The sequence below is a fragment of the Bdellovibrionota bacterium genome, assembly GCA_040386775.1.
Lineage (GTDB): Bacteria > Bdellovibrionota > Bdellovibrionia > Bdellovibrionales > JAEYZS01 > JAEYZS01.
Map to the genome: position 1 here is coordinate 157,341 of JAZKEU010000008.1, position 26,531 is coordinate 183,871.

A 26,531-nucleotide genomic window follows, 5' to 3' on the forward strand; every position below is an offset into this window, starting at 1 on the left:
AAATTCCTATACTTTATGTCCATGGCTCACGTTCAGCATTCTAGCGTAATACCGGTTTCAAAAAACGATCTTTTTGATTTTCTATCAGACTATCGCAAACGTCCACGCATTATGCCACCTGACATAAGTTTAGAGCTAACTTCTGTGCCTGGCGAGCTAAAAACTGGTGTGATCTATAACTTTAAGATCACAAGGTATGGTATGAGCTATGCTTTCGCGGTAAATATTGAAAACTGCATTAAAGGCAGCACGATTGTTGAAAAATCCCAAACAAGTTTTTTTGATGAATGGACAAATACCATTCTTTTTGAGGAGCATGGGGAGAAGGCTACGCTCTTAACCAGTATTATGGAGTATAAGCTTCCTTACGGCGTTCTAGGAACCCTTGCGGATGACTTATTTGTTAAGGGTGACCTCTTGAGAATCTTGACTTACAGCCACAATAAGATCAAAAGTTTCTTTGACTGATTTTTCATCTCACTTTTTTTCAAAAGTCTTTTTGAAATCCCTTCCAATTTAAAGTCTCGAATTGTCTAACCACCAAGACAAAGACATACTTTTCGAATCTAGGGGGGAATCATGTTCAAATATCTAATTCTTTCCGTTCTACTTGCTTACTCTCAGTATTCAAATGCATTAATAGCTAATGATATCAGATCGGGTCTTGAGGCAGCGAGAACCTTTCACGAGTATATAGAAGAAACTGTAGAGCCTGGAATTGTTAAAACTTTAAAAAAATATAAAGAAAATCCTCTAGAATTTTGTGAGTCTCTTTCGCATATGTCAGATAATGAATTGATTTATCTCAATGATGTAATCGATGGAATAAGATCTGAAGTTCCGTGTGCAGTACCTGTAAGCCAAAGAATTAGTGATTTTTATGAGAATTATAGAAATGGATCTATATACCGTATCAAAATTAATTCATTAATTAAATTATTACCTCTTGCTAAAATGGAATCAGCTAAAATTATTTTAGACAAAGCCTACTCTCTGCCTGCTGAAAAACAACTGCCAGCCAAAGTTATCAATCTTACTTTCGATGATGGACCTCATGAGAGCAATACGGAAAGAGTATTAAAGATCTTAGAGGATTATAATATTAAGGCGAATTTTTTCGTGGTGGGTAGAAACGTCAAAAAATATCCAACGCTGGTCGAAAAAACTGCTTCCCTTGGACATGCTATTGGCGGTCACTCAATGACTCATGCAAGTTTGGATAAATTGAGTTTTGATTCTGCTAAAAAAGAAATTGATCAAACATTTGATATAGTAAAAAGCATATTGAGTGGAGTAGATCCATTCTTTAGATTTCCCTATGGTGCGAGAACAAAAGCTCTTAGAGCTTATTTAAGCGAAAATAATATTTCTGATTTTTTCTGGAATGTAGACACTCTGGATTGGAAATACAAAGATCCAGATGTTTTATTAAAATACGCTCTTGAACAAACAACAAAGACGGGCAGAGGGATTGTTTTATTCCATGATGTGCAGCCACAGACATCGGCGATTTTACCGGAGTATCTGAATACTCTCGCAAATTCAGGTTACAGCACCGTGGTTTACGAACCTCAGTAAGAGAGCAAAAAAAAGCCTGGTTTTCTGTTTTATTTAAACAAGAAACCAGGCTTTTAAACCACCATTCAGAAGTACCTACGGGCTACTTGTGAAACTTACTTTTATAAGTCTACGCATGAGAAGAATTCCAGTCAAAGAAGCTTTCTAAATTTTAAAGAACTAGACCAGCTCTTTTTTTAATCACATTTTTTGAATTGCCCACTCAATAAGCTCTTGAGAAAAGTCCGGCAAAGTTTCATCGTTTCTTAGATTCAATAGATCTTGTTTCAATTCTTTTAAGTCGTAATGAACGCTGATGAGGATTGCGTTTCTTTTGTGTGCCCAGGGTTTTGCGCGGTTCATGGGCGTGTTATTAAAAAAAGTTTTTATGCTTTGAGTATCTAAACAGAGGATGCTTTTAATTTCAGCAATCAGTTCATTGCGGTTTTTAATAGGGTCTAGGTCGTTAGAGACCTTAAGAGTTTCTTTATATATCTTCTGATTCCACGGACAAACTGTTTGGCAAAGATCGCAACCATAATACCAACCTTCAAATTTATCCCGGAGTTCGAGGGGTGGGGTCTTTTTAGATTCTATGGTCCAGTAAGAAATGCATTTGTTGGAATCCAAAACTCTCGGCTCAACCAAAGCGTTGGTAGGGCAAATATCAATGCACCTTGTGCAAGTCCCACAACGATCGGGGTGAACATCAAGTTTTGCTTTAACTTCCAAGGTTGAGTAAATCTCTCCGATAAAGAAAAACGATCCTTTCTTCTCGTTGATCAAACACGTGTTCTTTCCTACCCAACCTAGGCCTGCGCGATATGCAAGGTCTCTTTCGAGCACGGGCTTAGAATCGGTGAAGGCTACGAACTCATGTTCTGGATATTTTACTTTAAGTATTTTACATAAATCATCGAGTTCTTTTTGAAACCAAACATGATAATCTTCTTGTTTCGCATAAGAAGCGACTTTCAAATGTTTTAATGGAAACGCTTCATCTTGCTTTGAATAATACTCTTTTCCAAAAACGAAAGAGGTCTGAGCCTTTTTGAGTAATAGTTGAGGTGTTTCTTTAATTTCTATATGCCGTTTTAAATAATCCATATCCGCATGGTAGTTTTGCTCTACCCAAGATTTGTAGAAGGCCATACTCATAGGCTTTTCGAGCGTGGTCCAGCCGTAGTGATCAAAACCATTTTCTTCGAATGTTTGCTTTAAGCTGGAGACGTTATGAGAATTACTCATTTATTTTTTGAAGAATATTTTTATATACATCTTCGGCAATTTTCAATGCTTTAGAAACTTCTTCACCAGTTAAGTTTTGCTCTACAAGTTGTGGGTATCGGAATTTAGCCGCATACTGAGTTAAAAAATGTGCGCCATCTAGCAAGTTTTTTAAACTATCATCATGAACATTAATATCTCTAGTTAATTCATTAATATCATGAGTTTTTTTAATTTTTTTTCTTAAAAAAACCAGATATGCTTTAATTGATTTCTCAGCTACTTGCTGACTTAAAAACAATACGATATTTGCGTGCTCAATTCCCAAAGAAGAAAGAACTTTTGCTGTGTTTAATTCTGTTCTGGCTATTTTTAACCATTCCTGGACCATCTTAGACATTAAGCTCAATTCCTTCTTGTACGCATTCGTAAGGAATTGCTCCAAATTCAGTTTTCCATTCATCAAATTCTTTTTGAGTATAAATTAAAAAATCAATACTTGCAGGGACATCAAATGTTGATAAATGTAAGTTACCAATGAGTTCAGATCTTCTGCCTGTGACTTCGTCTACTATAATAAGAATGTCATAATCGCTATGATCACTGTGATCCCCGCGAGCTCTAGATCCGAATAAGTAAATCTTAGAAGGAGCCAACTGCTTCTTTATGATTTGAACTATTTGATTGAGAATTAGATCTTCGTTTTGCACAAAAATATTTTTAACGTATTCTCAACTCAAAAACAACTTAAACTGTTTACAAATTATATTAATGATATCAAGATATTATCCATGAGCAACTTTGATCTCACAAGATTTTCTGGGCATCCACAATATCCAAAGGTTTTAGAGGTTTGTAACCTTTTGAAAAAGAATGGATACACGGCATGGCTTGCAGGTGGTTGCGTAAGGGATTATCTGTTGGGAATCCCGGCTAAGGACTTTGATGTCGCAACTGATGCTAAACCTCGGGATGTTCAAAGAATATTTCCAGGATCTCTAGATATCGGTGAGCAATTTGGCATCATAATGGTTCCACTCAAAGATGCCAACAACTCCAACTTCCAAATCGAAATTGCAACCTTCCGAAGTGACGGTGAGTACAAGGACGGAAGACGTCCTGAGGAAGTCAACTTCACAACTCCAGAAGAAGATGCTTTGAGGCGCGACTTCACAGTAAATGCCATGTTTTACGATCCCTTAGAAAATAAACTTTATGACTTCGTTGAAGGCCAAAATGATTTAAAACTCAAAATCCTAAAAGCTGTCGGCGATCCCATGAAGCGCTTTGAAGAAGACAAATTGAGAATGCTCCGTGCGATCAGGTTCTCGGCGCAACTGGACTTTGAAATCGAAGAACAAACTTTTAAGGCCATTCAAAAGAAGCGAAAAGAAATCACGGTCGTTTCGAAAGAAAGGATTCATCAAGAGGTCACCAAAATGATGAATTCCAAAGCCCTTATTAGGGGTTTAAAATATTTCAAAGAAAGTCACTTGAACGAAGTGCTATTCGATAGTTTTAAGCATTTTAAAGATTTAGATCTAAGATTTGAGAAATCAGTTCAGCTATTAAAGAACCACAAAGAGCTAGATGAAATTACAAAGTGGAGTTTGTTTTTTCATCCTTATTTTGAGAACACCTTTAATTCTTTGTCTGCCATTGAGGTATTCTTGAAAGACTACAAATTCTCGGGGAAGTTCGTAGATTCTATAATGTATAACTTTGACCGCCTCAAATGGATGGAGACCTTCTCTAGCTATAGAAATGGTGAAGTATTAGAGTTTATTTTTTCTAAAGATGGAAGGCAGTTCTTGAGCTACTACGCCGAACTCCCGCATTCTCCTCAGGAATTCCAGAGTCTCGATCGTATTATAAAACTTAAAAACCAATATAAAGAATTACCAGAACCGCTTTTAAATGGAAATGATCTAATGGATCTCGGTTTGAAACAGGGACCTCAATTCAAAAAGATTTTAAAGTCTGTGTACTACCATCAGCTCGAAAATAAAATTACAGACAAGGAGAAGCTCATCGTCTGGACCAAAGCACAGAGTTTCTAGATCTTTGTTTTAGGGACTAAAGTATTTCTCTCTACTCGACGAGACATAAGTATCCAATTAATAAGTCCAGTTAGTAGCGGACTTATCCATAGAAAAGCCCTCGAAGATGAGGGTTTTATTTTTTCCGGCCTGTAGCCCCAATTCCTTCGTCATTGGTAACCATTTCACTCTCATTTTCAAAGCTTTAGGTCATTAATAGTGAGTTTCTGTTTATCTTTTTTACGCATTTATTCTTTAGACATTTTAACTCAATTTAAGTCGAGAATTCTGGACTAGGCTGGACTTAACATGGATCAAAGTTTGCTCGACAAGACTATATATCGGGGGATTTATGTCTAATAGACTCTACCTTAATCTAAGCTTACTAATACTGATCGCACTTTGTACAGCGAGATGTTCCGACGTTAATTTAAGTAAAATAGCGCCTTCAACGTCCAACGCAGTTTCCAAGGGATCGTTTTGTACCTACAATCCGGAAGAGAAATTGGCCTACACAAACTATTTATTCATTATCGATTATTCCGGAAGTAATGGTCAGACGGACAGTAAAAAAACAAGAGTAAAAAAAGCTCTAGCATTCTATGAAGAAAAGAAGGCAATGCCTTATGTTCGTTGGGGATCAATTGGGTTCGATGATGATCCAAAAGCCATGATCTATGAAACAAATAATCAAGAACCAATATTTACGAATGATCCAACAATCATTAATCCTGGCATAGAAAGAATGAAAAAAGAAAGTCACAGTGGCTCGACTAACTATTCAGACACTATAGATATGGCGACGGAAGCCATAGCTCTGGATATGGCGCAAAATAAACGTGACGATAATTATATTGTATTTTTTCTGACAGATGGAGAGCCAAATAGAGGTGATACTTCAACAGCAGGCCTTGTTCGTAGAGTGCAAAATCTGGTTGGCCTTAAGGCTGGCAAAGTATTTTTTAGCTCGGCCTATTATGGTGGACAAGGTGATCCAAACAAATTGAGAGCTATGGCTGAGGCTGGTAATGGTAAGTTTTTAGAATTTAACAACACGGATACCTTAAATTTTGATGAATTGACTCCACCTGGACCTCAGAAGGAAGCATGGATATTAAAAAATGATGCCTTCTTTGTTTATAATTTAAACTCGGCAATCTGTGAAAGAGCGGGATACAAATATGCAGCAGATTCAGATGCCGATGGCGTATGCGATCTTGACGAGGTTTTCTACGGTCTTGATCCAGTGAGAAGATCTACTCCGCAAAAGAATGCCGAAGGTGTACTTGTTAACAAAGGATATTCTGACTACTTTATCTTGGCAGAAATCCAAGGGAAAACTATTCTTCCAAACTGTAACGACCCCAAACTGTTAGAAGATCTTGATAACGATCTTCTTAATGAGTGTGAGGAAAATATTGTCGCAAACCAAACTCCAATCGGAACAGAGTACAAGGATATCGTTTGGAAGCATGGAAATCCAAAAGATCCAGACACAGACAATGACGGGATCATTGATGGTCTAGATGCTGTAGTCTTCAGAAAACATTTTGGATGGGCTTTGGACAATAGAGTCGACAAAGACTGGGATAACGAAGGAACTTCTGCCTTCAGACAAGTGCAACAGCACCGTAATCCGCTGGAGCCCGATGCAAATTCAAAGGGTTACGATGTCAATATCGCACCAATTGGAATCGATAATGGCAGATCGTGCTTTACGTACCAACAGTCATCGTTACCACTTTACGACGTGTTGGATGTGAAAGATGCTGATGTTCATCCTAAAGCGCGACGCAAATCGAACCAAAATACGGTTATGGTTTATTTTATGCAAACCAAGTTCAAAGATCCAAATGGCAAAGGCATGTACATGCATAGCTTTCAAAATCTTTACGTAGACAAAACTTACAATGGAGCCGTGGGCACTGCCGCAGGACTCCAAGTGAAAGATTCTGTTTTTAGTCTCTATGAAATTTATAAAAAAATAGATGAATAAATTTTTATTCATGAAGTAATTAAAAAAATCAATCGGACTAGATTTAGTTCGATTGATTTTTTTCTATTTAGTTTTTTAGAATTTTCCGATATCATTATTGTATGAGTAGAAAGGCAACCTCAAAAATTTATACATTGTTTGTGATCGTAGTAGGATTTTTGATTCTAGCTATTTACTTCACTCAGATCAGTCCAGCTCGTGCGCAGGCTCGTCTTGACCTTGATGATATCGATGTCAAAGGGGAGCTGATCAACGATGACCGCTTAGTGATCTTATCCCGCGAAAAGAACGAGCTTCAGAACTACGTAAAATTCAGAACCAACTTCAGATCCGAAGTGGCTGAAGAGCTTCCCCAGCCAGCTCCTGGCGTGAAATACTAATAATCATTACCATAGCTGTCACCAGGACTCGAATGAGTGGTGCTACCACCGTAGTCTACGTCGCGGTTGTAGTCATTGCCATGATTTGTGGATATGCCGTTAATCAAAATCAAAGCAGGGAATATTGAATCATTTTGTCTAGGATTAAGTTGTCCATATGTAATGTAATATGGTATTTCTCCATCATATAAGAATTGTTTAGGAATAACTTTTCTCGAAGACCCTGTAGTTTCAATGCCTTGAAAAATAATTTTATCACTGAAGTAATCATAGACCAAAATATAGTTTAAAGGTCTTTTTTGTTCATTCAGATTAAATGCTATTTTAAATTGCGCAAGTCCCTTTTCCGGATTTATTTGCTCTAAAAGTAAAAAAGGATGTTTCGGATTTCTTCTGCCTTTCCATTCTAAAATAGTTACTGTTTCTTCGTTGAATTTAATTTCATTATTTTTCTCTGCTTGGTCTTTGCTAATTAAAGAAATAATGTCTAATTGGGTTTTTAGATTTAATTTTTCTAAGGCCATCGCTTCATCTTTAGAGGCGATTTTATGTCTTTGTTTTTTATATTCATCTTTATACTGTCTGCGTAATTGTCTTAAGACATCGAGATTCATTGTTTGTTCCGCAATCTCTTCTAATTTCGATTTTCTTCCAGTGAGACGATATATTGGAGAAAAAAGAGATCTTTCAGCTTTTTTTAAGTTACCGAGCGCAATTCTTACATTGGGTTGTTCTAAATTACCATGCACTTCCAAATTATTATTCTTAATCGCCCTTTCAAGCTTTTCAATTTTCCATGTCAAAATATCGATTTTCTTTGTTAGATCTAACAACACATCTCTACTGACCAGAGTATTTTTTGAACTGAATAAACTTTCACAAGAATTTTTAGCTAAAACATAATTAGAGAAGGTAAAACTCATACTTAAAAATACTAGTAGAATTATTTTCATAAAAGACTCCAAAGCTTAAATTTTCTCAGTTAGTTGAACTACAGTGAATTATCACTTCGTAGTATAAATTATTTTTTTAATTTGGGTTAGTTCTTCGTTATTAGGCTCTCTGTTCATTAAAGCAATAAAGCTGTCTGTTGCTTTTTCGAAAGCGAGGTCTTCTGTGACTTTTAAATCTTGCTCAGTTATATTTTGTTTTTGTATATAATCTAATGCGCCATTATAAGTATAGATTAAAGACATTCCTAAAAAAGCTCCTGCGTACAATCTGCGCATTGAAGCATAAAATTCTTTATATGATTGTAACTCATAGTGCTTCTGAATCTCTAATTTATTGGCATCGATTCCTGACCAGATTATTTTTTGTAATAGTTCTTCAGACAATTGTTTGTCTCTAAATCTAGGCAACATCCATGGTAACTGGTACCAATTAAAAAATTGAGAATTAAGTAGTTTCCTAATAGCTAATTTTGTCTGTATCCACAAATTAACTTTAAAGTTTTTAGAATTTTCTTTTAAAAATCCCTCTAGACCTTTTTGCATTAATTGCTGTTGAACTTGAAATCGTATTGATTCTTTTTTACGCTCATCTTTGCTCTTGAAAAAATACCTATCAATTAAGTCTCTATTTCCTGATAATAAAATTATTATTTCATTTGAAACATTGTAGAGCTCTCTTTGAGAGCTCACTCCTTCGGTTTGAACTCTTTCCAAAATTCTCTTGATTTGTTTTTGTTTTCTCTTTTTGAGGCTTAAAATTTTACTTTCAATAGTAGCTTCTGCTATATAATTATTATTTGAATTATTTACTTCTTCTAACTTTATCAGCAAATTAATTTGAAATAAGCTAGCGCAGATATTGCTCGCACTAGCTACATTTGAAATAAATAAAACAAAAATAATTATTAATTTTTTCAAAAAAAATATCCTATTTTAATTTAGAATTTATTATTTCTTGAATCAAAAGTCTTTTAGCATAGTTATTGGATTTTTCTTCTAAGATGTATGATCTTAGAGCCAAGCGCTGTTCTTTATTGCTAGCATCTATTTCGGCTAAGAATTCAGAGGTATCAGTTTCATATAAGAGTTTACTAAGACCTCCCGCAAAAGTAATTATAGCGCCAGCAGCAGCTCCATACATTCCTAATATAATTCCTTTTAAACCCTCTCCTTTTTTCGTAAAGTGAGGCAAATTGGGCAATATAATTACGCTACCGGCAATTATTATAATCCCACCAACTATCATTTTATTATTATAACGTGGAAAAATTTGATATTTACCACGCAAGAAATCATTTAAAAGCTTCTCTCTTTCCAAAAGAATATCAGACTCAGCTTCTAATTTCTCTATTTCACCTCTTAAGACTGAAGCCGGCATGCTCAGATAATATTCTTTTAAGGTGCTGCTTATTTGTTCTTGCGCCTTCAAGCTAAGAGAGCTTAACGTCAATGCAATTGTAATAAAAATTCGTAAAACTTTTTTCATAAACTATCCTTTTAAATAATTAGAGTTCTTTTCACCGAAGGACAATATTTGCAATTTATATGCCTTCACTAACTGCAATACTCATGCGTTTAAGTGTCACTAGTGTGTCAATAGCATAAATTTTAGTGCCCTTTAAGAGCCCAAATTCTTGCAACACTTTTACAACATTATTTGTCATTATCTTCATAATATTTGGATTATTAGCTTTCCTAAGAGGATTTCTATATAATCAAATCATGAATAGATGGTTAATTGCTTTAGTTATGATTCTCGTTTTCTTTGTGTCTTACTCTCGAGCAGATGTTGAGGTAAGATATAATATCACTGACCAGAAGGTTGTGAAGTAGCGGCATCCGTCACTGCGAAATTTACACCTGTCCATCCCTCAGAAATCAAAGTATTCATCACGCGCTTGATATAAATCACTGGGGTGTTCGTATCCGCTTGTACATTCACTTGTCCTTTGAAAGGTTGACCGGGATTTACGGTTTCAGCCATGATTCGCATTTGTTGAAGTTTGCTTTTCAGTCTTGGGAGATTTGCATCTTTTTCTTCTAGATATACCGGGTTTTCACCCAATTTTTCAGCTTCCAATGTGATCGTGTTGCCCACAATAGAAATGAGAGGAGCGTTCTCGATAGGGCGAGCGTGATTGGCCTGAGGAAGTTTAATATCTTTTGAAATAAAAAAGATCTCTCCAGTAGAAGAGAAATTCATAATCAAAAATACTACCAGGATCGAGAACATATCGATCATCGCAGTTAAATTCAATGAATCATTGAAAGTGCTCTTATGACTCATATGCCTTTTGTGTCTTAGGAAGTGAAGATCATATTGGGGATGGATATGATATCCAGGAGGACTGATAACTCTTGAGTGATGACCTTTTAAATATTTCATTGGGTATTGATCCCTACGTCAGGATATCCTGCGCCCACCAAAGCATCGAAGACCTGAATTAGTTTTTTGTAGAGAACTTGATTGTCGGTGTTTACGATAACGTCTTTTTTTTCTGGGTATCTTTTTTTCCAGTCTGTTAAAACTCTTTGCATTTTATCCAGATCTACATCGGGGCCGAGATTTGCGATTTTGTAATTTTTCTCTCTTAAACTGCGTGCACCAATAGAAACACTTTCGGCCATTTCCATTCTATCTTTTAAGACAGTAACCGTGAGAGTTTCTTTTTTCTTGTTTGGATTTTCCGCTGAAGCGGCGTTATCAGAGCTTGTGACATTGTCTACGTTTGTAGAGAGCGCTTCGATTTGATTCCATACCGCTGTCATAATCAAAAAACAGATCAGTACCGAGAATAAATCGATAAATGGAACTAAATTAAGATCGTCTTGACCACCACCAGCACCCACGTCGTAACCCCTTACTTAATTTTGTCTCTGTTTGAAAGAATAAAGTTCAATGTAGCCACGGACGCTTCGTGGATATCATCCACGATTGAAATTGCCCAAGAGTTGAACCATCCGTAGATTCCGAGTAGAGGAACGGCAAATACTAGTCCAAAACCTGTACAGTTCATGGACATAGAAATTTTTGCGGCAAGAATCGCAGCTTTTTCTGCAGGAGCAGCGTTGGCCACACCGGCGAAGGCACCGATCATACCAATGATCGTTCCAAGAAGACCTGCAAGAGTTGCAAGGTTTGCAATTGTAGAAAGAAGCGAAATTCTTTTTTCAATTTTTGGAATTTCTCTAAGCGCTACAGCATCCATCGCAGTTTGAACTTGTTCATCGCCCTTTCCATTTTTTACGGCAACTAATCCGGCGTTGATGATGTTTGTCAGAGGACTTTTTACCTGCGAGCAAACCGAAATGGCTTTATCAATTTGTCCTTGAAGAATATATGAATTTACCGTGCTGAGAACTTCGTCTTTATCAATACGACCGGCAGCTTTGAGAGCCGCAAATCTTTCAATAAAAATCCAAACTCCCATCCCACCAATAATGAGAATAAGGTTCATCGTCATACCACCGGCTTTATACTGCTGAATAAGAGTTTGTAACATTTGTTATCCCCACTGAATGGTAGTAGCGGTTACGGATTACCACTAAATACCTTGTTTACTTAAGATTATTTTAAGAGTGTAGAGGAGATAGGTCAGGTGCAAAAATCCAAACTAGACCAAAGGCTATTAAGAAAAAATGACTCTTAAAGTTACTTCACCGCAACGACAGAGAGCCATTGACTTGGGCGTCCCCAAGTCGAATCTTCAACCTCTTTCACTGCCAGCGCCGGCATATGAATATGAAAAGGTACCCCTTAGTTTTTCGCACTGTCATTACGTCAATATCCAAAAAGTGCCCTGCACCTTTATGTGTCGCAATTGCGTTATTTAAAAATTTTTCAGAAATTTATTGACGAGTTTCTTGGTTGATTAGGAGGCTTGAGTTGAATTTACTTTTTCTTTCCTTTGGTTTTTATGATTTTATTCAATCGTTACAATCTAAGACAGATAAGAAAGCGTAAATCCATTTTATCAATTACGCTTTCGCTTTTCAAAATCGCTAAAAATTGAATTCTTAAAACATATGATATGTTCTTCTTCATTCAAAGGAGAAACGCATGAACTTTAGAAACTTATCAGATGCCGATCTAGAAATATCACTTAAACAATCTGTCGCTGATGAAACTCATCATAAAATTATTGTTCTTCATAAATTAGCAGAATTAGAAAGAAGAAGGCTTTATTCTAAGGATCACCCTTCATTGTTTGAATATTGCGTGAGAGTTCTAAAGTATTCTGCTTCTAGTGCTCAAAGAAGAATCGATACCATGAGAGCCCTGAAACTGATCCCAGAGATAGAACAAAAGATCATCTCAGGAGAATTAAACTTAACTTCCATATCTCAAGCACAAAGCTTTTTTAGAAATGAAGCAAAATCCGGGAAGAGCTATAACTTAGTAGAAAAGAAAGAGGTTTTAGAAAAACTAGAGAATAAATCCACAAGAGAATGTATAAAAGAACTCATCACAATTTCTCCTCAAAGTGTGCCTCAAGAAAGAAGAAGAGAATTAACCATTGATAAGACCGAACTTAAGGTGGTTCTAAATAAAGATCTCATCTCAAAGCTAGATAAGATTAAAGCTCTCATGTCCCACAAGAATCCAAATATGACAGATCAAGAATTGATAGAAGCAATGGCAGAGATCGTCATTAAAAAGATTGATCCCATAGAAAAAATAAAAAGAATAGAGATGAGAAAAACCAAAATCGAATCACTACCGGTGCCGGTATTAAAAAAGACAACTGCACAAAAAGCAACACATCAACAAAGTAAAAATATTCTTGAGACCAAGCCCGCAGGGTCGAGACTGGATGCCTCGAGTCTCAAGAATCGACAACCAAGGAAGGGCGTCAGTCCAAGATACATCCTCTCCGCGATAAAGCAAGCCGTCTACAAGAGAGACAAAGGCCAGTGCACTCACAAGAACTGCAACTCAAACAAGTTTCTCGAATACGACCACATCATACCACTAGCAATGGGAGGGGAGACCGCAATTCAAAATCTCAGGCTACTTTGCAGAACGCACAACCAAAGAGCTGCCATCGAAAAGTTTGGATTCCAAAAGATGCAGCAATATTTTAAAAGCAAAACTTGAATGAATTAAAGTCTCTGGATTTTTCCTGAGCAATACATAATTTCATTCTCAGCGAGGTTAAATTTTTTCTTATACATAAATCTATTTATTTTTAAATTTATTTCTAGAGAATCTTCTTCCTTAGATTGTTGGTCGAAATTAATGATATTTTGGGCAATCCAGGTAGTATTATTTTTTAATAAATTTTGAGCGGGGCCAGTGTTTCTTGTAATTTCACTTTGGCCATACATACATAATTTTAAAGTGTACTGAGCCTGCACTTCTGATTCAGGACATTCCGCTGGTGCGTCAGAGTCCAATTGCAAATAGACATTGATGTCTCCGCATATCGGAAGTCCTCCGCTACCATTTCCCTCATTCCCGGATAAAGCGAAGCATGAAAAAAGCAATGTTGTCGCGAAAACTAAGAATTTTAAATTCATGTATCCTCTTTTTATTTTTTCGTAAGATCTGTCAAAGGAAATAAAGCGACACTTAATTGATAAACTTCATCTCCATCTTTTATCGTGTCAAATTGTTCGTGAAATTGTTTTCTAAATCTAGAAATCAGTTTTTTCATTTTATTGATATCTTTAGTTTTAATTGCCAGGGTAAGTCCAGAATTATCTCTTTCTTCGAGCTTAATATTTTTTATAGAAGATACCGATTTTTCTAAAAATTGAATTTGATTTCTTTTTCTGGCCTCAGAAGTTCTTTCGTCATTCACATGAGTAGTAAATTTATTTGAAAGGTCTTCCCACTTGTTTTTACTTATCTTTAATAAATTTACACGCTGCAATCTCTCAATAGCAGATTGAACCTCCATAAGAGGTATGGATAATCTTTTGGAAATCCATTTTGCGGAAGGTACAAAATTCTTTGTCCTCATCAGATTCAATATTGCATAATGATACCAGTCTTGAATGAGATTGAACCGATCCTCACTTATTTGATCATAAGATTTATGATTTACTGAAAGTCCAGATTTTTCTCTAATTAGATCTAACTGATGATCTCCTATATCTTGTAAAGACAAATCTAGTTTTAATCCTGTTTTCTCAATAAGATTAAGGGTAACTGACTTTTTACCATTCAATACAAGAGATAAAATTGCAGGGGATACATCCAATTGGCGAGCAAAAGCTCTCAAGGAATAATTAGCATTCTTCTTTGTTCTGAGATGAAACTCTTCGCGAAGATATCTTCTGTATACTTTTCCTACGCATTGCTTTTCCATAGAATACTTTTATACACATTAATCTTTAATTATGCCCAGTTTAAGTAAACAAAGTGTTTACATTTGTAAACATTGAAAATTTTTATAATTTTCGGCTAGTATTTATACACCTGAAAAAAATTCTCGTTTATCTTTATAAACACTTAATTTCTTTAAAGATAGTGGTTTATTCCTGCGTAGTTTAAATTGCCGTCAACAGCAATTAAAGGAGAAGTTTTATGAAAGCATTGGTTTTATCATTTATGGTTTTAGTAACAACCTTTCAAGCATGGGCGGGCAGAGAAGGCGGCAGTCTTTCTGATTATGAAAGAAGCGTTGAAATAATCAGAGATCTCTATACAAATCATCAAGTGAGGTTTTTAAATTATGAAATAACAAGTCATAGATACATTTTTAGTCAGGAATCTGAAATCGCCTACTTGAACCTTCTAACAAAGTCACTAGAACTTAGAGCCGATCAAAATAAATGGACCTGCTCAGAATTGCTAAAAGCTATAAAGGACGTAGATTCATTAATAAAATTAGGCGCAATTACAATAGAACCTAACTACGCTGGCAATTATGAATTTGCTATAATTTATTTAAAAAATGAGTGCCCTCAGTAGATACAAAATTAAAGCTTAGCTCGCTTTAGAGGAAACTGCTGCCACGGCGCTGGGAATTTCGAAAATGAAGCGCGTTTCATTTTCTGTGGCGCTTTCTGCCCAAATTGATCCTTTGTGATGTTCTATAATTTCTTTGCAAATTGGAAGACCGAGTCCTGTTCCTCCGGAACCATTTTGAGTTCTACTGCTCTGAGCAAACTTATCGAAGATCAATTGAAGTTCTTCAGCAGGTATTCCTACACCTTTATTTGAAATAGAGCATCTGACTTTTTCATGTAAGAGTTCTACTTTGATTTGTATAGCTGTATTTTTTGTAGAAAATTTTATTGCGTTTGAAAGTAGATTGCGTATTACTTGCATGAGTCGGTCGGAATCAAAAATTGCAAATGCTGATTCTTCAGAAATTTCGATTCGCAATCCTTTTTCACTGGCAAAAGCACTCATCTCTGAACTCACGATTCGAGCCATATTCAGAAGATCGCCCTCTGAGTACGAGTAAGTCATCTTTCCTGACTCCATCTTTGCGAGATCAAGGAGATCATTGAGTAGCGACATCAATCTCGAACCACTATCATAAATTTCATCAAAATAACTTTTCAGTTTTTCTTTAGAGCTTTGTTCAATCTTTTGCTGTCCAAAGCGTGCAAAACTCAAAATGCCATGCATCGGAGTTCTAAGCTCGTGAGACATGTTGGCTAGAAACTCCGACTTGGCTCGATTTGCTCTTTCTGCAATTTCTCTTTCGGCCTTTAATTTATCGATATTTTTTATTTCATTGAGAGCGTTTTGGAGTACTGAGCTTTGTCTTTCCAATTCTAAGGTTCGTGCTTTTACTTTATTTTCTAAATTTTCGTTCAATTCTTCCAATTGTGAAGTTGTTTTTTGTAAGCGAAGAAATATTGATGAAAGAGCAAACACTAAGAATGCACAAATAAAAATGAGTGCTGCACGATAGTATGATGCAATTTTTTCTTCATGAGAGAACCATTTTAAATATTTACTTTCTAAGCCATGAATTGCTTTTTTAACACGGTCTGAAAGAATTTCGACTTCAAGCGTCTGACGAGCTCTTGCCTGATTTGTAACAGTATCAGTATGAAAAATAAAATTTTTAATGATTTCTACATTTGCTTTACTCAAAGAAGATGTTTTTCGTAGATCGTCGAGATGAAATTGAATTTCTTTAACAAGTTCATCTCTTGGGTTTAAACTATATCGATAGGTCTCATTGAGCAAAATTTCTATTTTTGCTCTCAAGCCAGAAGGCTTTACTTGTTTTGCGAGAACGGGTAGGTACCTAATCGAACTTTTCAATACCGAATTTCTAGATTTGAATTGCTCGATATTTAAAGCTTTGAGTTGGATTGCCTCACAATAAGTGTTAATAGATTCTAATAACTCAAGACTCTCATATGTCCTTTGCAGTCCTTCACAAATATGCTTTGATCGATTGATATTTTTCACCACTGAATCGTAATTTTCTAAAACAAAAGTTCTAAGGCGCAAGATATCTTCATTCAATTTGTGATCAATATTTTTCAATTCACTTAAAGTAGAAAGAGTATTGTGTCGGCTTTCTAAGCTTTCTTCTTTTGATTTATTTGTAGTAAACACCATCACAGCAAGTGTTATAAGTATAACAATTAAATACAAATTACTTTTACTTGCTATTTTCGCCACTGCGGGCTCCTTGAGAAGTACTCTCGTTGATGGTATCAGGAGCTTTTCCTGTTAGTGATTTAAGAAAAGCGACAATTGCATCCGTATCTTCTTTACTCAGCGATCGGCCCAACTGAAAGCGTGCCATTTTTTTCACAGCTTCCTCAAGTGTCTTTACTGCGCCATCATGGAAATAAGGTGCCGTCAGCTCTACATTTCGAAGGCTTGGAACTCGAAAGGTGTGTTTGTCCATCTCATTTTTAGTAATATTGTAGCGACCTAAGTCAGAAGGATAAGACCCACCACGTTCTTTAAAGTAATCACCGGCAATGCCCATAGTTTGAAACATATTGCCTCCAATATTTTGCCCTTGATGGCAAGCAACGCATCCATAGGAACTAAATTTTTTGTAACCAGAAATTTGGAGTTCAGTAAGTGCCGCAGTATCACCTTTTAGATATTTATCGAATGGTGCATCTAATGTGATCAGAGTTTTTTCAAATTCAACAATCGAATCTACAATATTTTTTTGATTGATTCCATCGCTATAAACTTTTGAAAATAACTGTTCAAGCTTGCTGTCCTTATTTAGCTTTCCAACGATCTCAGGCCAATTGGATCCCATCTCTTTTGGATTATGGATAGGGCTTTCTGCCTGTTCGGATAAGGTCTCAGCTCGACCATCCCAAAATTGTCGGAAGTTCAATGCACTATTAAAAACAGTAGGAGTATTTGCATCACCAATTGATCCGTCAATTCCAATAGCAAATTGTCGATTATCTGCTCCGCCATGCATGAGATTGTGGCAAGAAGCACAAGAAACCGTATTATTTTTTGATAACCTCTGATCGTTAAAAAGAAGACGTCCTATTTCAATTTTTGTAGGATTGTATTTTTTTGGAGCCCGAAGAGGACCAAAAATACCGCTCATCTCAATTTCTTCTTCATCTATTTTTTCTGATAAATCAACATTAGAAGGTGAGCGAGCTGTTGTCTTGAATTTTGTAATGCCAAATTGAGTTATAACCACTATTGCAACAAGCATCAGAGTAAGGAAGAGTTTTTTTGTGAATGACATACTCAACCAATTTAGTTTCATCTATCTAGATCGGCTAAAGAATATTAGAACTTGAGTTAAAGACTGTGCTTAAAGTATCAAAATCCCTAGAGTCTTCCAAATGGAAATCCAATATTTGGAATTGTGTTTTGACCGTTCGTAGCCACTGGGAACTTCATGTCTTTAAAGATCGCAGTGACACATTTATTCAAGTTGTCGCCACTAGAAATATCTGATTTCTTAACCTTTGCCCACTGAACAGCACCTTTGGCCGAAATTTCCCATTCATATTCTACGCGACCTGCAAGTCCCGGAGTATCGATCAAAGATCTTTCATAACACTGTTGAATCTGAGTCATGTAGCGCTTCACAACGTCCATCACTTGCGATCTTGATAATCCATCCTCTTTTCCAAGACGAACCAAAGAAGGAGCACCAACAACAGTTCCGGCAACAGCTCTAGATCCAGCGGTTCCTTTTATCCCTTGAACACCGTATCCAGTTCCTGTTCCGTAACCTAAACCTTTTGTTTTAACAGAGGCTAATCCTCCTGCTGCTAATTTTCCAGACTTAGTTTTGAGTGTACCAATGACACCACCAGTGTTGAGGGCAGTTTGGCCCCCAGCATTTTTGTTGATGTTGATTGCAACTGGGACATCAGACGGCGGAGTGTTGGATGAAACGGCACTGAGTGCAGCAAGAGCTCCAACAGCTTGGATGTTTTTTACAACTGGTTTTTCTGCAACCTTCATGGGTTTTTCAACTTCTACTGGGTATTTGTTTACCTTCATGAGAAGTTTAGACTTCTGAAGTCTTACAACCTTTTTAGGCTTCGGTTGTTTTTCTACAATTTTCTTTTCTGGTTTTGGCTCTGGTTTTTTCTGAGCCACTTTTTCTTTTGGTGGTTCAGGTTTTTTCTCTTCTGGTGGTGGAGGAGGCGGTTTTTGCTCTATGATAAGCCTCGCAACACGTTCTTGCATAATTTTTTGCGGAGATTCAGGTTCTTTTGTCTTTGTTAAAAAAATAACTGCGAGAATAAACATCTCAATTGCAGCGATCACCATTCCTGGAGTTTTCATTTCCTCGTCTTTGATGAGACGCATTTGATTTGAAAGCTGCCTAGGAGCTGGAGCGTATCTTAAGTGAATAGATACATCGGGAGTTAGTTTTACAGAAACAAGTTCTGCTGGACCTAGCTTTAAAGTATAGTAATTCTTCTTTCGGGTAACAGTGGGACTGAATGCAGACTCCTCAAAAGAGTAAGACTTTGATTCATTTTCGCTGACATAACTTTCTAAGGCAAATTGCAAATTCTGCGGAATAAATACTTGGGTATTCATTCCGTCAAACTTTGCAAGATTTAGATTTTTATTCAAGACGGGGATATCTACAGTTGCAGAGGATCCTGGCCCAATAATTACATCATCGCCAGCGTAGAATTGATGGAGATCATAAATTTGATCTTTCCACGTCACATAACTTTCCAAAACTCGTTGCTGAGGTCGCAATTGCGCGGCTTGATGATGATAAGTCAATTTCTTTGGCGACTCTACTTTAGGGCGAGCACTGAAAGAAACATTCTTGGCAACGGCAGATTTTTCTTTTTTCTTTTTCGGTTTTACTTGGGAAACTGACGGTTCCTGCTCTTTGTATTTAAGATCTATCAGAGATTTATCTAAAGGTTTATGTTCACCATTGAAGTGAACCATCTGAGGAATAACGTCTTGAGCTTTTTTTGGAGTCGGACTGAAAGGAATGCGAGCTTTTTCTTTAACTTCAGATTTTTCTTGATTGCCAAGTTTTTTTCCAAATTCTGCTTCCATATCTCTTTGATGAGTTTTTGCAGCGTCAACCACTGGACAAGCAGCAGCTTTTGGTGGAGTTGGTCTTTTGTTCAGAAGTTCTCTCACTGGAGTTTTTTCATCTTCAGGATCATAAGCTTCAACCACAGTCGGTTGATCTTCGAGAGGTCTTTCAAGTTGTAATTGAATTAAAATTTCTCCAATTTCGACTTGTGAAGAATTTAAGATGATCGCTTGCTTAACTCTCTTTCCTTCAAAGAAAATTCCATTGGAACTGTCCAAGTCAGAAACTTCGATGACACCATCATCTGTAACGCTGATTGAGCAGTGTTGACGAGACAAGAAATCAAAATTCTGTAGTGGAATATCACACTTCGAGCTACGACCTAAAGTGATCGGGCATTCATTGAATACATGCTCAAAAACTATTTCCCCTTTGTGAGAAATAGAGACTACTAAAGGATTGGGTAAACTTTTACGATTGTTCATCACTTAAATTATCGGAGGAAGTGTAAGGTTATTAAAGCCTTACACTTCGAACAAATGGATGAACTGGACTGGACGGTGATCCTGATCTCTTTGCTTTTTCGATGGCACTACCGACTTTGGATTTGAAATCAAATTCTTTGTAGAGAGCGGCGATACCCCAAGCCGCTGTTGGCTGACCTGGACTGAGTTTCTGAGCTTTCTTGAAAGCATCAAAAGCCAACTCCAGATTATTCATAAACATATAGTTTGTGCCCTTAAGAGCCTGAGCGGGTGCAAAAGTCGGCTGAATTTCCAAGATCCGATCACAGATCAACACCGACATAGAATAATCTCTTCCTTCCGCATAAGTTTGCGCAAGTTTTAAGAGGATATCTGGGTTTCTAGATTCATCATAAAGTTTTTTACGAATTTGGAATGTTTGCGGTGGAGTGCTATCAGCCGCAGAGACTAGCAATTGAGTTTCTGATTCTTCGTCCACCATGATCTGTCCGCCGGATTGACAACCTTTTACAAAATTTGTGAAAACATCAAACTTTTCAGCAGTCTTCACGCATTCACTAAAGAACTTGTTTGCGTTTGCTTCGTAAGTTTTGGCTTGTCCTGCAATGGCTGCCTTATACTGGTTCACTTGATCTGGAGTAAGTCCTGGAGGCATCGGAGCTCTTTTAATAAAGTCCGCAAACTCTTTATTCACTTGTCCTAAACCATAAAGGGCGGCGATGGACCATCTTCCGTTTCCACTCGTGATCACTTGATTCAATTGATTTGTAAGTGTTGTGAGGATCTTTGTTTTAGCTTGAACAGCTTGAGCTTCTTTTCCAGATTCCAATTGAATTTCTTTATACTGCTTCATCGCTTCCATAGAAAGAAGGTAAAGCGCATGAGCTCTCCAAGTTTTCTCTTCGAAAGAACCACCTTTGTTCGCGGCTGTTTGTCTTAAGAAATTTTGAGCAGTTCCAATGTTATTCAATCTGTAAGCTGCAATACCCATATAGTAAGACCCCTGCATGCCTCCCACAGATTTTGCCGAGCCAATCAACTTTGACCATTGGTTGGCACTGAAGTCTGATCTTGCCACCGCAGTACGATCGCCAAGCTCCAAATAATCTTTTCTCGCTTGTTCAAAGTCGCCCATAGTTTCTCTCATCTGAGCTGCATTTTGAAGAAGCTTTCTACTTTCAGGATCTTTTGGATATTTGTTCGAGTAAATTTCAAAGTATTTTGCCGCTCTTCTAAAATCAGCCGTAAGTAGCGAGAGTTTACCCATTTCCATGGTCACTTCTTTTGCATATTTTGAGTTACCATGTTTGATCAATAATTCTTCACCAGGAATGTATGCCCCAGGATCTTTTTTAGATTTTAAAGAGTTAAAAGCTTCAAATAAAGCTCTATCTCCAAGATTCGTGCCTTTGTACTTTTCTGCGAATTTTAAAAGTTCTTTTGAATAATTGTCAGAAGAAAAATCAGCAATCGAAGTCTGGATATTTTTGTATTCCGACTGGTTCATAATATCTGAAACCATTTTCTTGAGAGATCCCGACAAAGCTTTGATTCCAATGATTTTTTTACCAGCAACCGTCAAACCTTTATAATCTTCTCTTTGGTTGTAAGCATCTAAGATCAGATCCACAGAAGTGGCTGCGTCTTTTCCATTTGGAAATTTAGTGATGTATTGGAACAATACTCTTTCCGATCCTTTAAAATCACGCTCATCATAGTAAGACCTACCAGCATTAAATATAATCGAAGGAACAGCACCTTCTGTTGGATAAGACTTTACATAGTAGAGTCCCACATCTCGGATGCCATTTCTGGCTTGTGCTAATTGAGTTCTGTTCAGGGCTTCTGGATTTTTAAGAGCTGCCGTATATGATTCGATACTTGAATCCAAATACGATTTTCTTTTTATTGGAACTTTAATTTCTTTGGCTAACTTCTCGTACTCTTTACCGGCGTTCACGAATTCTTTTAAGTTAAAATAACTTTCTGCCAAGTTTAGGCGAATGGCATTAGAATATTTTTCTCCATTCTTGTTTCCATTCCCAAAAGCCCACAGGTAAGCTTTGTAAGCCGAGATCGCAAGTCTATAGTCTGAAGGACTGCGCGTGGATCTTGCACGCACTTGAGCTCTAGTCGCCGCATCTCTGGCGTAGATTTCAAAGTTCTTATCGTGCTGGAATTTCATTTTTGGAGCCACATCTGGAGAATAACGAACCTGGTTGATCGTATCAGCTACGATTTCCGTGTAACCATAAACCGGCCAATCTTTTAATGAGTTCTTCATGGCTTCGTAGAGTCTTTCCACAGCTTCAATTCTTAATTCTACGTTCTTGGTCATCTTTAAGAGTTCAAAGTAGATTTTTGTCGTTTGAATGTATCTTTGCTTAACGCCTAGACGTCTCCCTAAGCGAGCCAATGCTCTTTGATATGAGATTTTATTATTCGAAAGTCCTTTAAAGTACTCCACAGGCTCCACTCTGTTTTTGCCCATTTTCTTAAGGACTACCGGTGGAATTTCGCTATATGGCCAAGCCATAGCAACCAGAGCATCACGCTTAACATCTGTTTTTCTGTAAATTTCTGGAAGTTTAGATGTATCGATCTTTGCATCGGTAGTTAGGATTTGTTCAAACGAAAGAAGCGAATCTAGGAATTTCCCTTGGTTGATGTAAATCCATCCCAATTTATATCTTGCAAGAGGAACAAAAGGATTGTCTCTTAAATTGATAACCCGTTTAAAATAACCAATGGCACTCTCTAATTCTTTTTTCTCTTCAAAAAAGAAATTACCGATAATGATCAAACTCTCCGCATAAAAAGGGCTTTGCGGGTACTGTGAAATCAATTTTTGATAAGTTAAGATCATCTCTTCGAATTGCCCCATCTCGCGATGTTCATGGGCCATAAAGAATAAAGCCTTATCCCTGTCTCTAAAATTTGGAAATTTTTCGATTAGTTTTTGGTATGTCTCGATAGCAAAAAGCTTAGGACGTTTTTCATTTGCAAAATCCATTTCATCCAGCGGAGTCTTTTTATTCTTCATGACTTTAATGCTGTACATGTAACGAGATTTATCTACGAATAATTCAGCAAGAACCAAATAGAGATCTGGAAGGAAATTGGCATCTCTAATGGTTTTAATTCTATCTTGAGTAGTTTTAATCGAAAGCTCAATCTTTTTAAGATCAGATTCAAGCTCCGCTAAACTTTTTTGCTTCATCAACTGGGCATTAGAAGTTAGAGAAAAAAGTACCAAGAGGGCAGTAAGTATGATTTTTTTGATCATTTGGTGGATCATTTGAATTCCTCCCCAAACTGCTTGATGATTCCCTCATCTCCAGATGATGATGGCATTGATTGATCACACTGACTGCGAATAAGAACTTGGTAATCGTCTAGTTCATCAATCCAATATTCATCTTCCACGGGCCAGTAAACCTTGTCGAATTTAACGTAAGAAATTTTTTCTGACTGATAATTTCTTTCTTCACCTTTACGGACAATTCTTAGTGCATCTAGTTTTGCTGTGTAATCCAAAAACTTGACTTGTTCTTCAGAATCTAGAATTTCTTCTGAAACCAATGGATAGACTTGGTCCATAAAAAGATAAAGTCTTTTTTGAATTTCTTGATCTTTATTTTTGTAATTGTTTTCGATCTCTTTAAAGTATTTATAATCTTTGAGATCCATTTCTTTAACGATCTCTAATTCATCCCTCAATTGATTGATGAAGTTTGCTTGTTCTTGCATTCTCATGCTCGACATCGCAAGTTGAGATGTAACAACGTTCTTCTTAAGATCTTGGCGCTTTTTAATGTCTTTGATCGCCTTGCCAAATACGGTGTAATATTCTTTTGCCACTGAGCTTACTTTTTCGAAGTAACAAAGCTGCTTATAAATGATCATCTCTAGAACATAGCGTTCAGGAGATACAGAAACCATATAGACAGGAGCTTTTAAACCTTGAAGAATGCCGAGACTTTCAGAATAATTTTTCAAATAATAATTGGACCAAGCTCTCTCAAGAAGTATTCTTCCTTTTTCACGCTGCGGAAAATCTTTGAGTTCTTTGTACATATTTGCAGCTTTAGTAAAATCTTTTCTTTCAAAACTGATTCTCGCAATTTGCAGATTGGCTCTTTTCTTGAGTTTAGCAGCAAGATTTGGATTCTGAGAAATTCGAGAAAGTCTTGCTTCCGCTTCGTCCAATTTATTCTGGGTGATTTCATTTAAAGCTTTCAAGTACTGAGTTTTTTGTGACCAGTAAGATTGGCTTTTGACTTGAGCCGCCTCAATCTTTGACCAGTCTTTAAAACCGTTGATCAAATCACTCATAGAAACATAGTAGCTGACAAAACTTTGGATATCCGGATGAAGGGTGCCAAACTCATTGCTGTTCAAAAAGTCATCGACCATATCGACTGGATCGAGATAGGATTCTTGATCAATCAAGGCCAATTCGTAGAGAGCTTTAGACGCAAGTTCTGATGAAATTCTTTTTAGAGCAACTTCCTTTAAAACCATAGTTGCAGCATAGTAAAGCTTCATGTGGCGAAGGGCGATACCGACGGCGAGCAGTCCTTCGATACCATCGTCAGAATCCACTCCATAATCTTCCTGAAGTTCCAAGCCATCTTCGATAAGTTTGATATAACTTTCATCTCCCAAGCGTTCTTCTACAATTTTCCAATATTCCGGATCAATGGGCTCATACTTGTATGGCTTTTCCATTTTATCCTGAAAAGGAACTGCCGTCGTAGATTTACCAGACGGAATATTTTGCGCCGTCAGCTTCAATGATCCCACTGTTAAACCAACAAGGATAATCAAAGAAATGGCTACAGTATATTTACTACTTAGCAAATTCTTTTTCAAAATCATCTTCTTCGCCTTGTGTTTTCTCTTTCGAGTCAAATTGATAAGTGTAAGCTGCGCCTATGAATAAGAAAGGTTCCACTCCCGTGCTTAAGAACGGAAGGTTTTCTCTAATATCAATTTTGATGGATTCCTTGTCGTTTAAGAAAAATCTAAGAATTGCTCCACCATTCACGAGAGGTTTTACGCCATCGTTCTTGAATGAACCTACTCCCGGTCCTGCGACAAAGGTGATATCTCCCCAAATTACAGATTTATTAAAGAGTAAGTTCTTATTGTAGATTGGCGTATAAACTATATTTGTCGTAATGTACCACTCAGGAAAATCTGGAATTTGTCCTGGATCTGCCGCGAATTCTTCGGTCAATTGTTTTTTTAAATCTGTATCAATGCTCATAACCCAATTGGCGTTGATCACTTCCCAGCCGGTAAAATCAGAAAAATATTTCGTGTAGGAAGCTCCGAGGACAACACCTTTGGTAAAAGAATCCATCGGCATATAACCTAAATGTGCCGAATATTGGCCACCCAATTTGTATTTGCGATTTTGAACTGCGTAGGTTTTTGGAACTGCAAAAATATCTTCCTCTGCTTCAGCAGCGATAACTTCTGAAGGTAAGAATGAAGAGACAAAAAGAGTTAAGAATATAAATAAGTAAACACTAAGAAAGCCTAGCCACTTCATTATGCGATCCTTCCTTGAATCAATAATATTGGTCGGTGCATATGCACCTCTATTTAAGTCTGAAAGCTAAGCTTCTTTAAGTCAAAGACAAAGACACTATAAAATTTGACATTACAAAATTACGCCCAGCTTCTAGAGAATTAATCGCTTTAATTCTTGCTGAGAATAAACGTAGTCCGCATAGATCATCGTATTCATGACATTTCGATGACCTAATGCTACCTGCACAAGTCGAATGTCTCTTGTTTTTTTATATATTTGAATAGCAAAAGTATGTCGCAAACAATGAAATTTCTTAGGAACAGGACGATAGAATTCCCAAATTTGCCTTAAGCGAGAATAACTGATTGGAAAAAGAAGTTGCGTGTCTTGTTGGTCAGAATATTTTTTAAGGAGGCGAAATACGTCATTTTTAAGTGGAATCTCTCGATCATTGCTTCCTTTGATTCCGCGGATGAGAATGGATTCTTCATAGGTATTTATATCTACTTTTTTAAGATTTAAAAGCTCTTGAGCTCGCGCGCCAGTTTTCAAGGCGAGTCTTAGAAGCAGGCAATTTCTCGTGTCCGTGTCCATGTAAGAGTCGAGAAGAGAATTGAGTTTTTCTAACTCAGGTTCCAGAAGATATTTATTCTTATTGAGAGAGTAACGGGTAGACGTTGCCATAGTGTGTGCCTCAAAATTATGCTTTCAATTTGCCTCGCGAGTCCGAATTTCCCTTTTTCGAAAAACAACCTTTTTGAGGTCATTTCTAATCATCATACCTATTTAAATAGTAATTACAAGTACTTAATACTATAACTTATAACTATAATATGTAGTTTAAATTGAAAAACAGCATACTTGGCTATGGTTTTGCCATAAATACGAGTAAAAACATATAGTTATATATA

Annotated in this window: 25 protein-coding genes; 7 read left to right on the forward strand and 18 right to left on the reverse strand. The window is 36.8% G+C overall.

Annotated elements, in window-relative coordinates; translation table 11 throughout:
* Positions 1–21 precede the first annotated feature (21 nt).
* Positions 22–468, forward strand: a complete 447-nt coding sequence (locus V4596_03705) for a hypothetical protein (GenBank protein ID MES2768228.1) — start codon at positions 22–24, stop codon at positions 466–468.
* Between the two features lie 111 nt (positions 469–579).
* Positions 580–1,578: a polysaccharide deacetylase family protein gene (locus tag V4596_03710; GenBank protein MES2768229.1), complete on the forward strand. Its 999-nt coding sequence runs from the start codon at positions 580–582 to the stop codon at positions 1,576–1,578.
* Between the two features lie 180 nt (positions 1,579–1,758).
* On the opposite strand, the gene queG is transcribed toward V4596_03710, so the two are convergent.
* Genes queG through V4596_03725 form a run of 3 tightly spaced genes read right to left on the reverse strand, consistent with a single transcriptional unit; the run spans position 1,759 to position 3,494 of the window.
* Positions 1,759–2,805, reverse strand: coding sequence for a tRNA epoxyqueuosine(34) reductase QueG (gene queG, locus V4596_03715; GenBank protein MES2768230.1), 1,047 nt, complete (start codon positions 2,803–2,805; stop codon positions 1,759–1,761).
* Entirely contained in the window at positions 2,798–3,184 is a 387-nt protein-coding gene (locus tag V4596_03720) for a HEPN domain-containing protein (GenBank protein ID MES2768231.1), read from the reverse strand. Before V4596_03720 ends, queG begins: the two co-directional genes overlap by 8 nt.
* Positions 3,177–3,494, reverse strand: coding sequence for a nucleotidyltransferase domain-containing protein (locus V4596_03725; protein ID MES2768232.1), 318 nt, complete (start codon positions 3,492–3,494; stop codon positions 3,177–3,179). Before V4596_03725 ends, V4596_03720 begins: the two co-directional genes overlap by 8 nt.
* 81 nt (positions 3,495–3,575) lie before the next feature.
* Between V4596_03725 and V4596_03730 the strand changes: the two genes are divergently transcribed.
* The 3 genes from V4596_03730 to V4596_03740 all read left to right on the forward strand — a co-directional run bounded on the left by V4596_03730 (position 3,576) and on the right by V4596_03740 (position 7,199).
* Positions 3,576–4,844 (forward strand): CCA tRNA nucleotidyltransferase, encoded by a 1,269-nt coding sequence (locus tag V4596_03730; GenBank protein ID MES2768233.1) that lies wholly within the window; start codon positions 3,576–3,578, stop codon positions 4,842–4,844.
* A 331-nt stretch (positions 4,845–5,175) separates the two neighbouring features.
* Positions 5,176–6,819 carry a vWA domain-containing protein gene (locus V4596_03735; GenBank protein ID MES2768234.1) on the forward strand — a complete coding sequence of 548 codons (1,644 nt, stop codon included), beginning with the start codon at positions 5,176–5,178 and terminating at the stop codon, positions 6,817–6,819.
* A 101-nt stretch (positions 6,820–6,920) separates the two neighbouring features.
* Positions 6,921–7,199, forward strand: a complete 279-nt coding sequence (locus V4596_03740; protein MES2768235.1) for a hypothetical protein — start codon at positions 6,921–6,923, stop codon at positions 7,197–7,199.
* Here the strand turns inward: V4596_03740 and V4596_03745 are convergent.
* The 6 genes from V4596_03745 to V4596_03770 form a co-directional block, all read right to left on the reverse strand.
* Positions 7,196–8,152: a hypothetical protein gene (locus V4596_03745; GenBank protein MES2768236.1), complete on the reverse strand. Its 957-nt coding sequence runs from the start codon at positions 8,150–8,152 to the stop codon at positions 7,196–7,198. The genes V4596_03740 and V4596_03745 overlap by 4 nt on opposite strands.
* Before the next feature lie 51 nt (positions 8,153–8,203).
* Positions 8,204–9,070, reverse strand: coding sequence for a hypothetical protein (locus tag V4596_03750; protein MES2768237.1), 867 nt, complete (start codon positions 9,068–9,070; stop codon positions 8,204–8,206).
* Positions 9,071–9,080: 10 nt separating this feature from the next.
* Complete coding sequence (locus tag V4596_03755; protein MES2768238.1) at positions 9,081–9,638, reverse strand: hypothetical protein; 558 nt, start codon at positions 9,636–9,638, stop codon at positions 9,081–9,083.
* A 321-nt stretch (positions 9,639–9,959) separates the two neighbouring features.
* A complete protein-coding gene (locus V4596_03760; protein MES2768239.1) occupies positions 9,960–10,538 on the reverse strand; it encodes a biopolymer transporter ExbD in 579 nt (192 codons plus the stop codon).
* The gene (locus tag V4596_03765; protein ID MES2768240.1) at positions 10,535–11,002 is read right to left on the reverse strand and encodes a biopolymer transporter ExbD; all 468 of its coding nucleotides are present in this window, start codon (positions 11,000–11,002) and stop codon (positions 10,535–10,537) included. The genes V4596_03760 and V4596_03765 overlap by 4 nt, the downstream gene beginning before the upstream one ends.
* Before the next feature lie 11 nt (positions 11,003–11,013).
* Positions 11,014–11,655, reverse strand: a complete 642-nt coding sequence (locus tag V4596_03770) for a MotA/TolQ/ExbB proton channel family protein (protein ID MES2768241.1) — start codon at positions 11,653–11,655, stop codon at positions 11,014–11,016.
* Between the two features lie 557 nt (positions 11,656–12,212).
* On the opposite strand from V4596_03770, the gene V4596_03775 reads away from it, so the two are divergent.
* Positions 12,213–13,250 carry an HNH endonuclease signature motif containing protein gene (locus V4596_03775; protein ID MES2768242.1) on the forward strand — a complete coding sequence of 346 codons (1,038 nt, stop codon included), beginning with the start codon at positions 12,213–12,215 and terminating at the stop codon, positions 13,248–13,250.
* A 5-nt stretch (positions 13,251–13,255) separates the two neighbouring features.
* Here the strand turns inward: V4596_03775 and V4596_03780 are convergent, their stop codons facing one another.
* Positions 13,256–13,672, reverse strand: coding sequence for a hypothetical protein (locus V4596_03780; GenBank protein ID MES2768243.1), 417 nt, complete (start codon positions 13,670–13,672; stop codon positions 13,256–13,258).
* Between the two features lie 11 nt (positions 13,673–13,683).
* On the reverse strand, positions 13,684–14,379 hold the full coding sequence (locus V4596_03785) for a DUF4423 domain-containing protein (GenBank protein ID MES2768244.1): 696 nt from the start codon (positions 14,377–14,379) through the stop codon (positions 13,684–13,686).
* A gap of 305 nt (positions 14,380–14,684) precedes the next feature.
* Between V4596_03785 and V4596_03790 the strand changes: the two genes are divergently transcribed.
* A complete protein-coding gene (locus V4596_03790) occupies positions 14,685–15,071 on the forward strand; it encodes a hypothetical protein (protein ID MES2768245.1) in 387 nt (128 codons plus the stop codon).
* A gap of 15 nt (positions 15,072–15,086) precedes the next feature.
* Here V4596_03790 and V4596_03795 read toward each other — a convergent pair whose 3' ends face one another.
* The 7 genes from V4596_03795 to V4596_03825 all read right to left on the reverse strand — a co-directional run bounded on the left by V4596_03795 (position 15,087) and on the right by V4596_03825 (position 26,304).
* Positions 15,087–16,751 (reverse strand): DAHL domain-containing protein, encoded by a 1,665-nt coding sequence (locus V4596_03795; protein MES2768246.1) that lies wholly within the window; start codon positions 16,749–16,751, stop codon positions 15,087–15,089.
* On the reverse strand, positions 16,732–17,808 hold the full coding sequence (locus V4596_03800; protein MES2768247.1) for a cytochrome-c peroxidase: 1,077 nt from the start codon (positions 17,806–17,808) through the stop codon (positions 16,732–16,734). Before V4596_03800 ends, V4596_03795 begins: the two co-directional genes overlap by 20 nt.
* 86 nt (positions 17,809–17,894) lie before the next feature.
* The gene (locus V4596_03805) at positions 17,895–20,078 is read right to left on the reverse strand and encodes an AgmX/PglI C-terminal domain-containing protein (protein ID MES2768248.1); all 2,184 of its coding nucleotides are present in this window, start codon (positions 20,076–20,078) and stop codon (positions 17,895–17,897) included.
* 31 nt (positions 20,079–20,109) lie between these two features.
* Positions 20,110–23,376: a tetratricopeptide repeat protein gene (locus tag V4596_03810; GenBank protein ID MES2768249.1), complete on the reverse strand. Its 3,267-nt coding sequence runs from the start codon at positions 23,374–23,376 to the stop codon at positions 20,110–20,112.
* Positions 23,373–24,953: a hypothetical protein gene (locus tag V4596_03815; protein ID MES2768250.1), complete on the reverse strand. Its 1,581-nt coding sequence runs from the start codon at positions 24,951–24,953 to the stop codon at positions 23,373–23,375. The genes V4596_03810 and V4596_03815 overlap by 4 nt, the downstream gene beginning before the upstream one ends.
* Entirely contained in the window at positions 24,931–25,638 is a 708-nt protein-coding gene (locus tag V4596_03820; protein ID MES2768251.1) for an outer membrane beta-barrel domain-containing protein, read from the reverse strand. The genes V4596_03815 and V4596_03820 overlap by 23 nt, the downstream gene beginning before the upstream one ends.
* A 132-nt stretch (positions 25,639–25,770) precedes the next feature.
* Positions 25,771–26,304 (reverse strand): site-specific integrase, encoded by a 534-nt coding sequence (locus V4596_03825; GenBank protein MES2768252.1) that lies wholly within the window; start codon positions 26,302–26,304, stop codon positions 25,771–25,773.
* Positions 26,305–26,531 lie beyond the last annotated feature (227 nt).

Bases quoted from the DNA above. Each gene is read 5' to 3' on its own strand.
- V4596_03705 (MES2768228.1), top strand. From the start codon at position 22: ATGGCTCACGTTCAGCATTCTAGCGTAATACCGGTTTCAAAAAACGAT.
- V4596_03710 (MES2768229.1), top strand. From the start codon at position 580: ATGTTCAAATATCTAATTCTTTCCGTTCTACTTGCTTACTCTCAGTAT.
- queG (MES2768230.1), bottom strand. From the start codon at position 2,805: ATGAGTAATTCTCATAACGTCTCCAGCTTAAAGCAAACATTCGAAGAA.
- V4596_03720 (MES2768231.1), bottom strand. From the start codon at position 3,184: ATGTCTAAGATGGTCCAGGAATGGTTAAAAATAGCCAGAACAGAATTA.
- V4596_03730 (MES2768233.1), top strand. From the start codon at position 3,576: ATGAGCAACTTTGATCTCACAAGATTTTCTGGGCATCCACAATATCCA.
- V4596_03735 (MES2768234.1), top strand. From the start codon at position 5,176: ATGTCTAATAGACTCTACCTTAATCTAAGCTTACTAATACTGATCGCA.
- V4596_03740 (MES2768235.1), top strand. From the start codon at position 6,921: ATGAGTAGAAAGGCAACCTCAAAAATTTATACATTGTTTGTGATCGTA.
- V4596_03745 (MES2768236.1), bottom strand. From the start codon at position 8,152: ATGAAAATAATTCTACTAGTATTTTTAAGTATGAGTTTTACCTTCTCT.
- V4596_03755 (MES2768238.1), bottom strand. From the start codon at position 9,638: ATGAAAAAAGTTTTACGAATTTTTATTACAATTGCATTGACGTTAAGC.
- V4596_03760 (MES2768239.1), bottom strand. From the start codon at position 10,538: ATGAAATATTTAAAAGGTCATCACTCAAGAGTTATCAGTCCTCCTGGA.
- V4596_03770 (MES2768241.1), bottom strand. From the start codon at position 11,655: ATGTTACAAACTCTTATTCAGCAGTATAAAGCCGGTGGTATGACGATG.
- V4596_03775 (MES2768242.1), top strand. From the start codon at position 12,213: ATGAACTTTAGAAACTTATCAGATGCCGATCTAGAAATATCACTTAAA.
- V4596_03780 (MES2768243.1), bottom strand. From the start codon at position 13,672: ATGAATTTAAAATTCTTAGTTTTCGCGACAACATTGCTTTTTTCATGC.
- V4596_03790 (MES2768245.1), top strand. From the start codon at position 14,685: ATGAAAGCATTGGTTTTATCATTTATGGTTTTAGTAACAACCTTTCAA.
- V4596_03800 (MES2768247.1), bottom strand. From the start codon at position 17,808: ATGTCATTCACAAAAAAACTCTTCCTTACTCTGATGCTTGTTGCAATA.
- V4596_03805 (MES2768248.1), bottom strand. From the start codon at position 20,078: ATGAACAATCGTAAAAGTTTACCCAATCCTTTAGTAGTCTCTATTTCT.
- V4596_03810 (MES2768249.1), bottom strand. From the start codon at position 23,376: ATGATCCACCAAATGATCAAAAAAATCATACTTACTGCCCTCTTGGTA.
- V4596_03820 (MES2768251.1), bottom strand. From the start codon at position 25,638: ATGAAGTGGCTAGGCTTTCTTAGTGTTTACTTATTTATATTCTTAACT.
- V4596_03825 (MES2768252.1), bottom strand. From the start codon at position 26,304: ATGGCAACGTCTACCCGTTACTCTCTCAATAAGAATAAATATCTTCTG.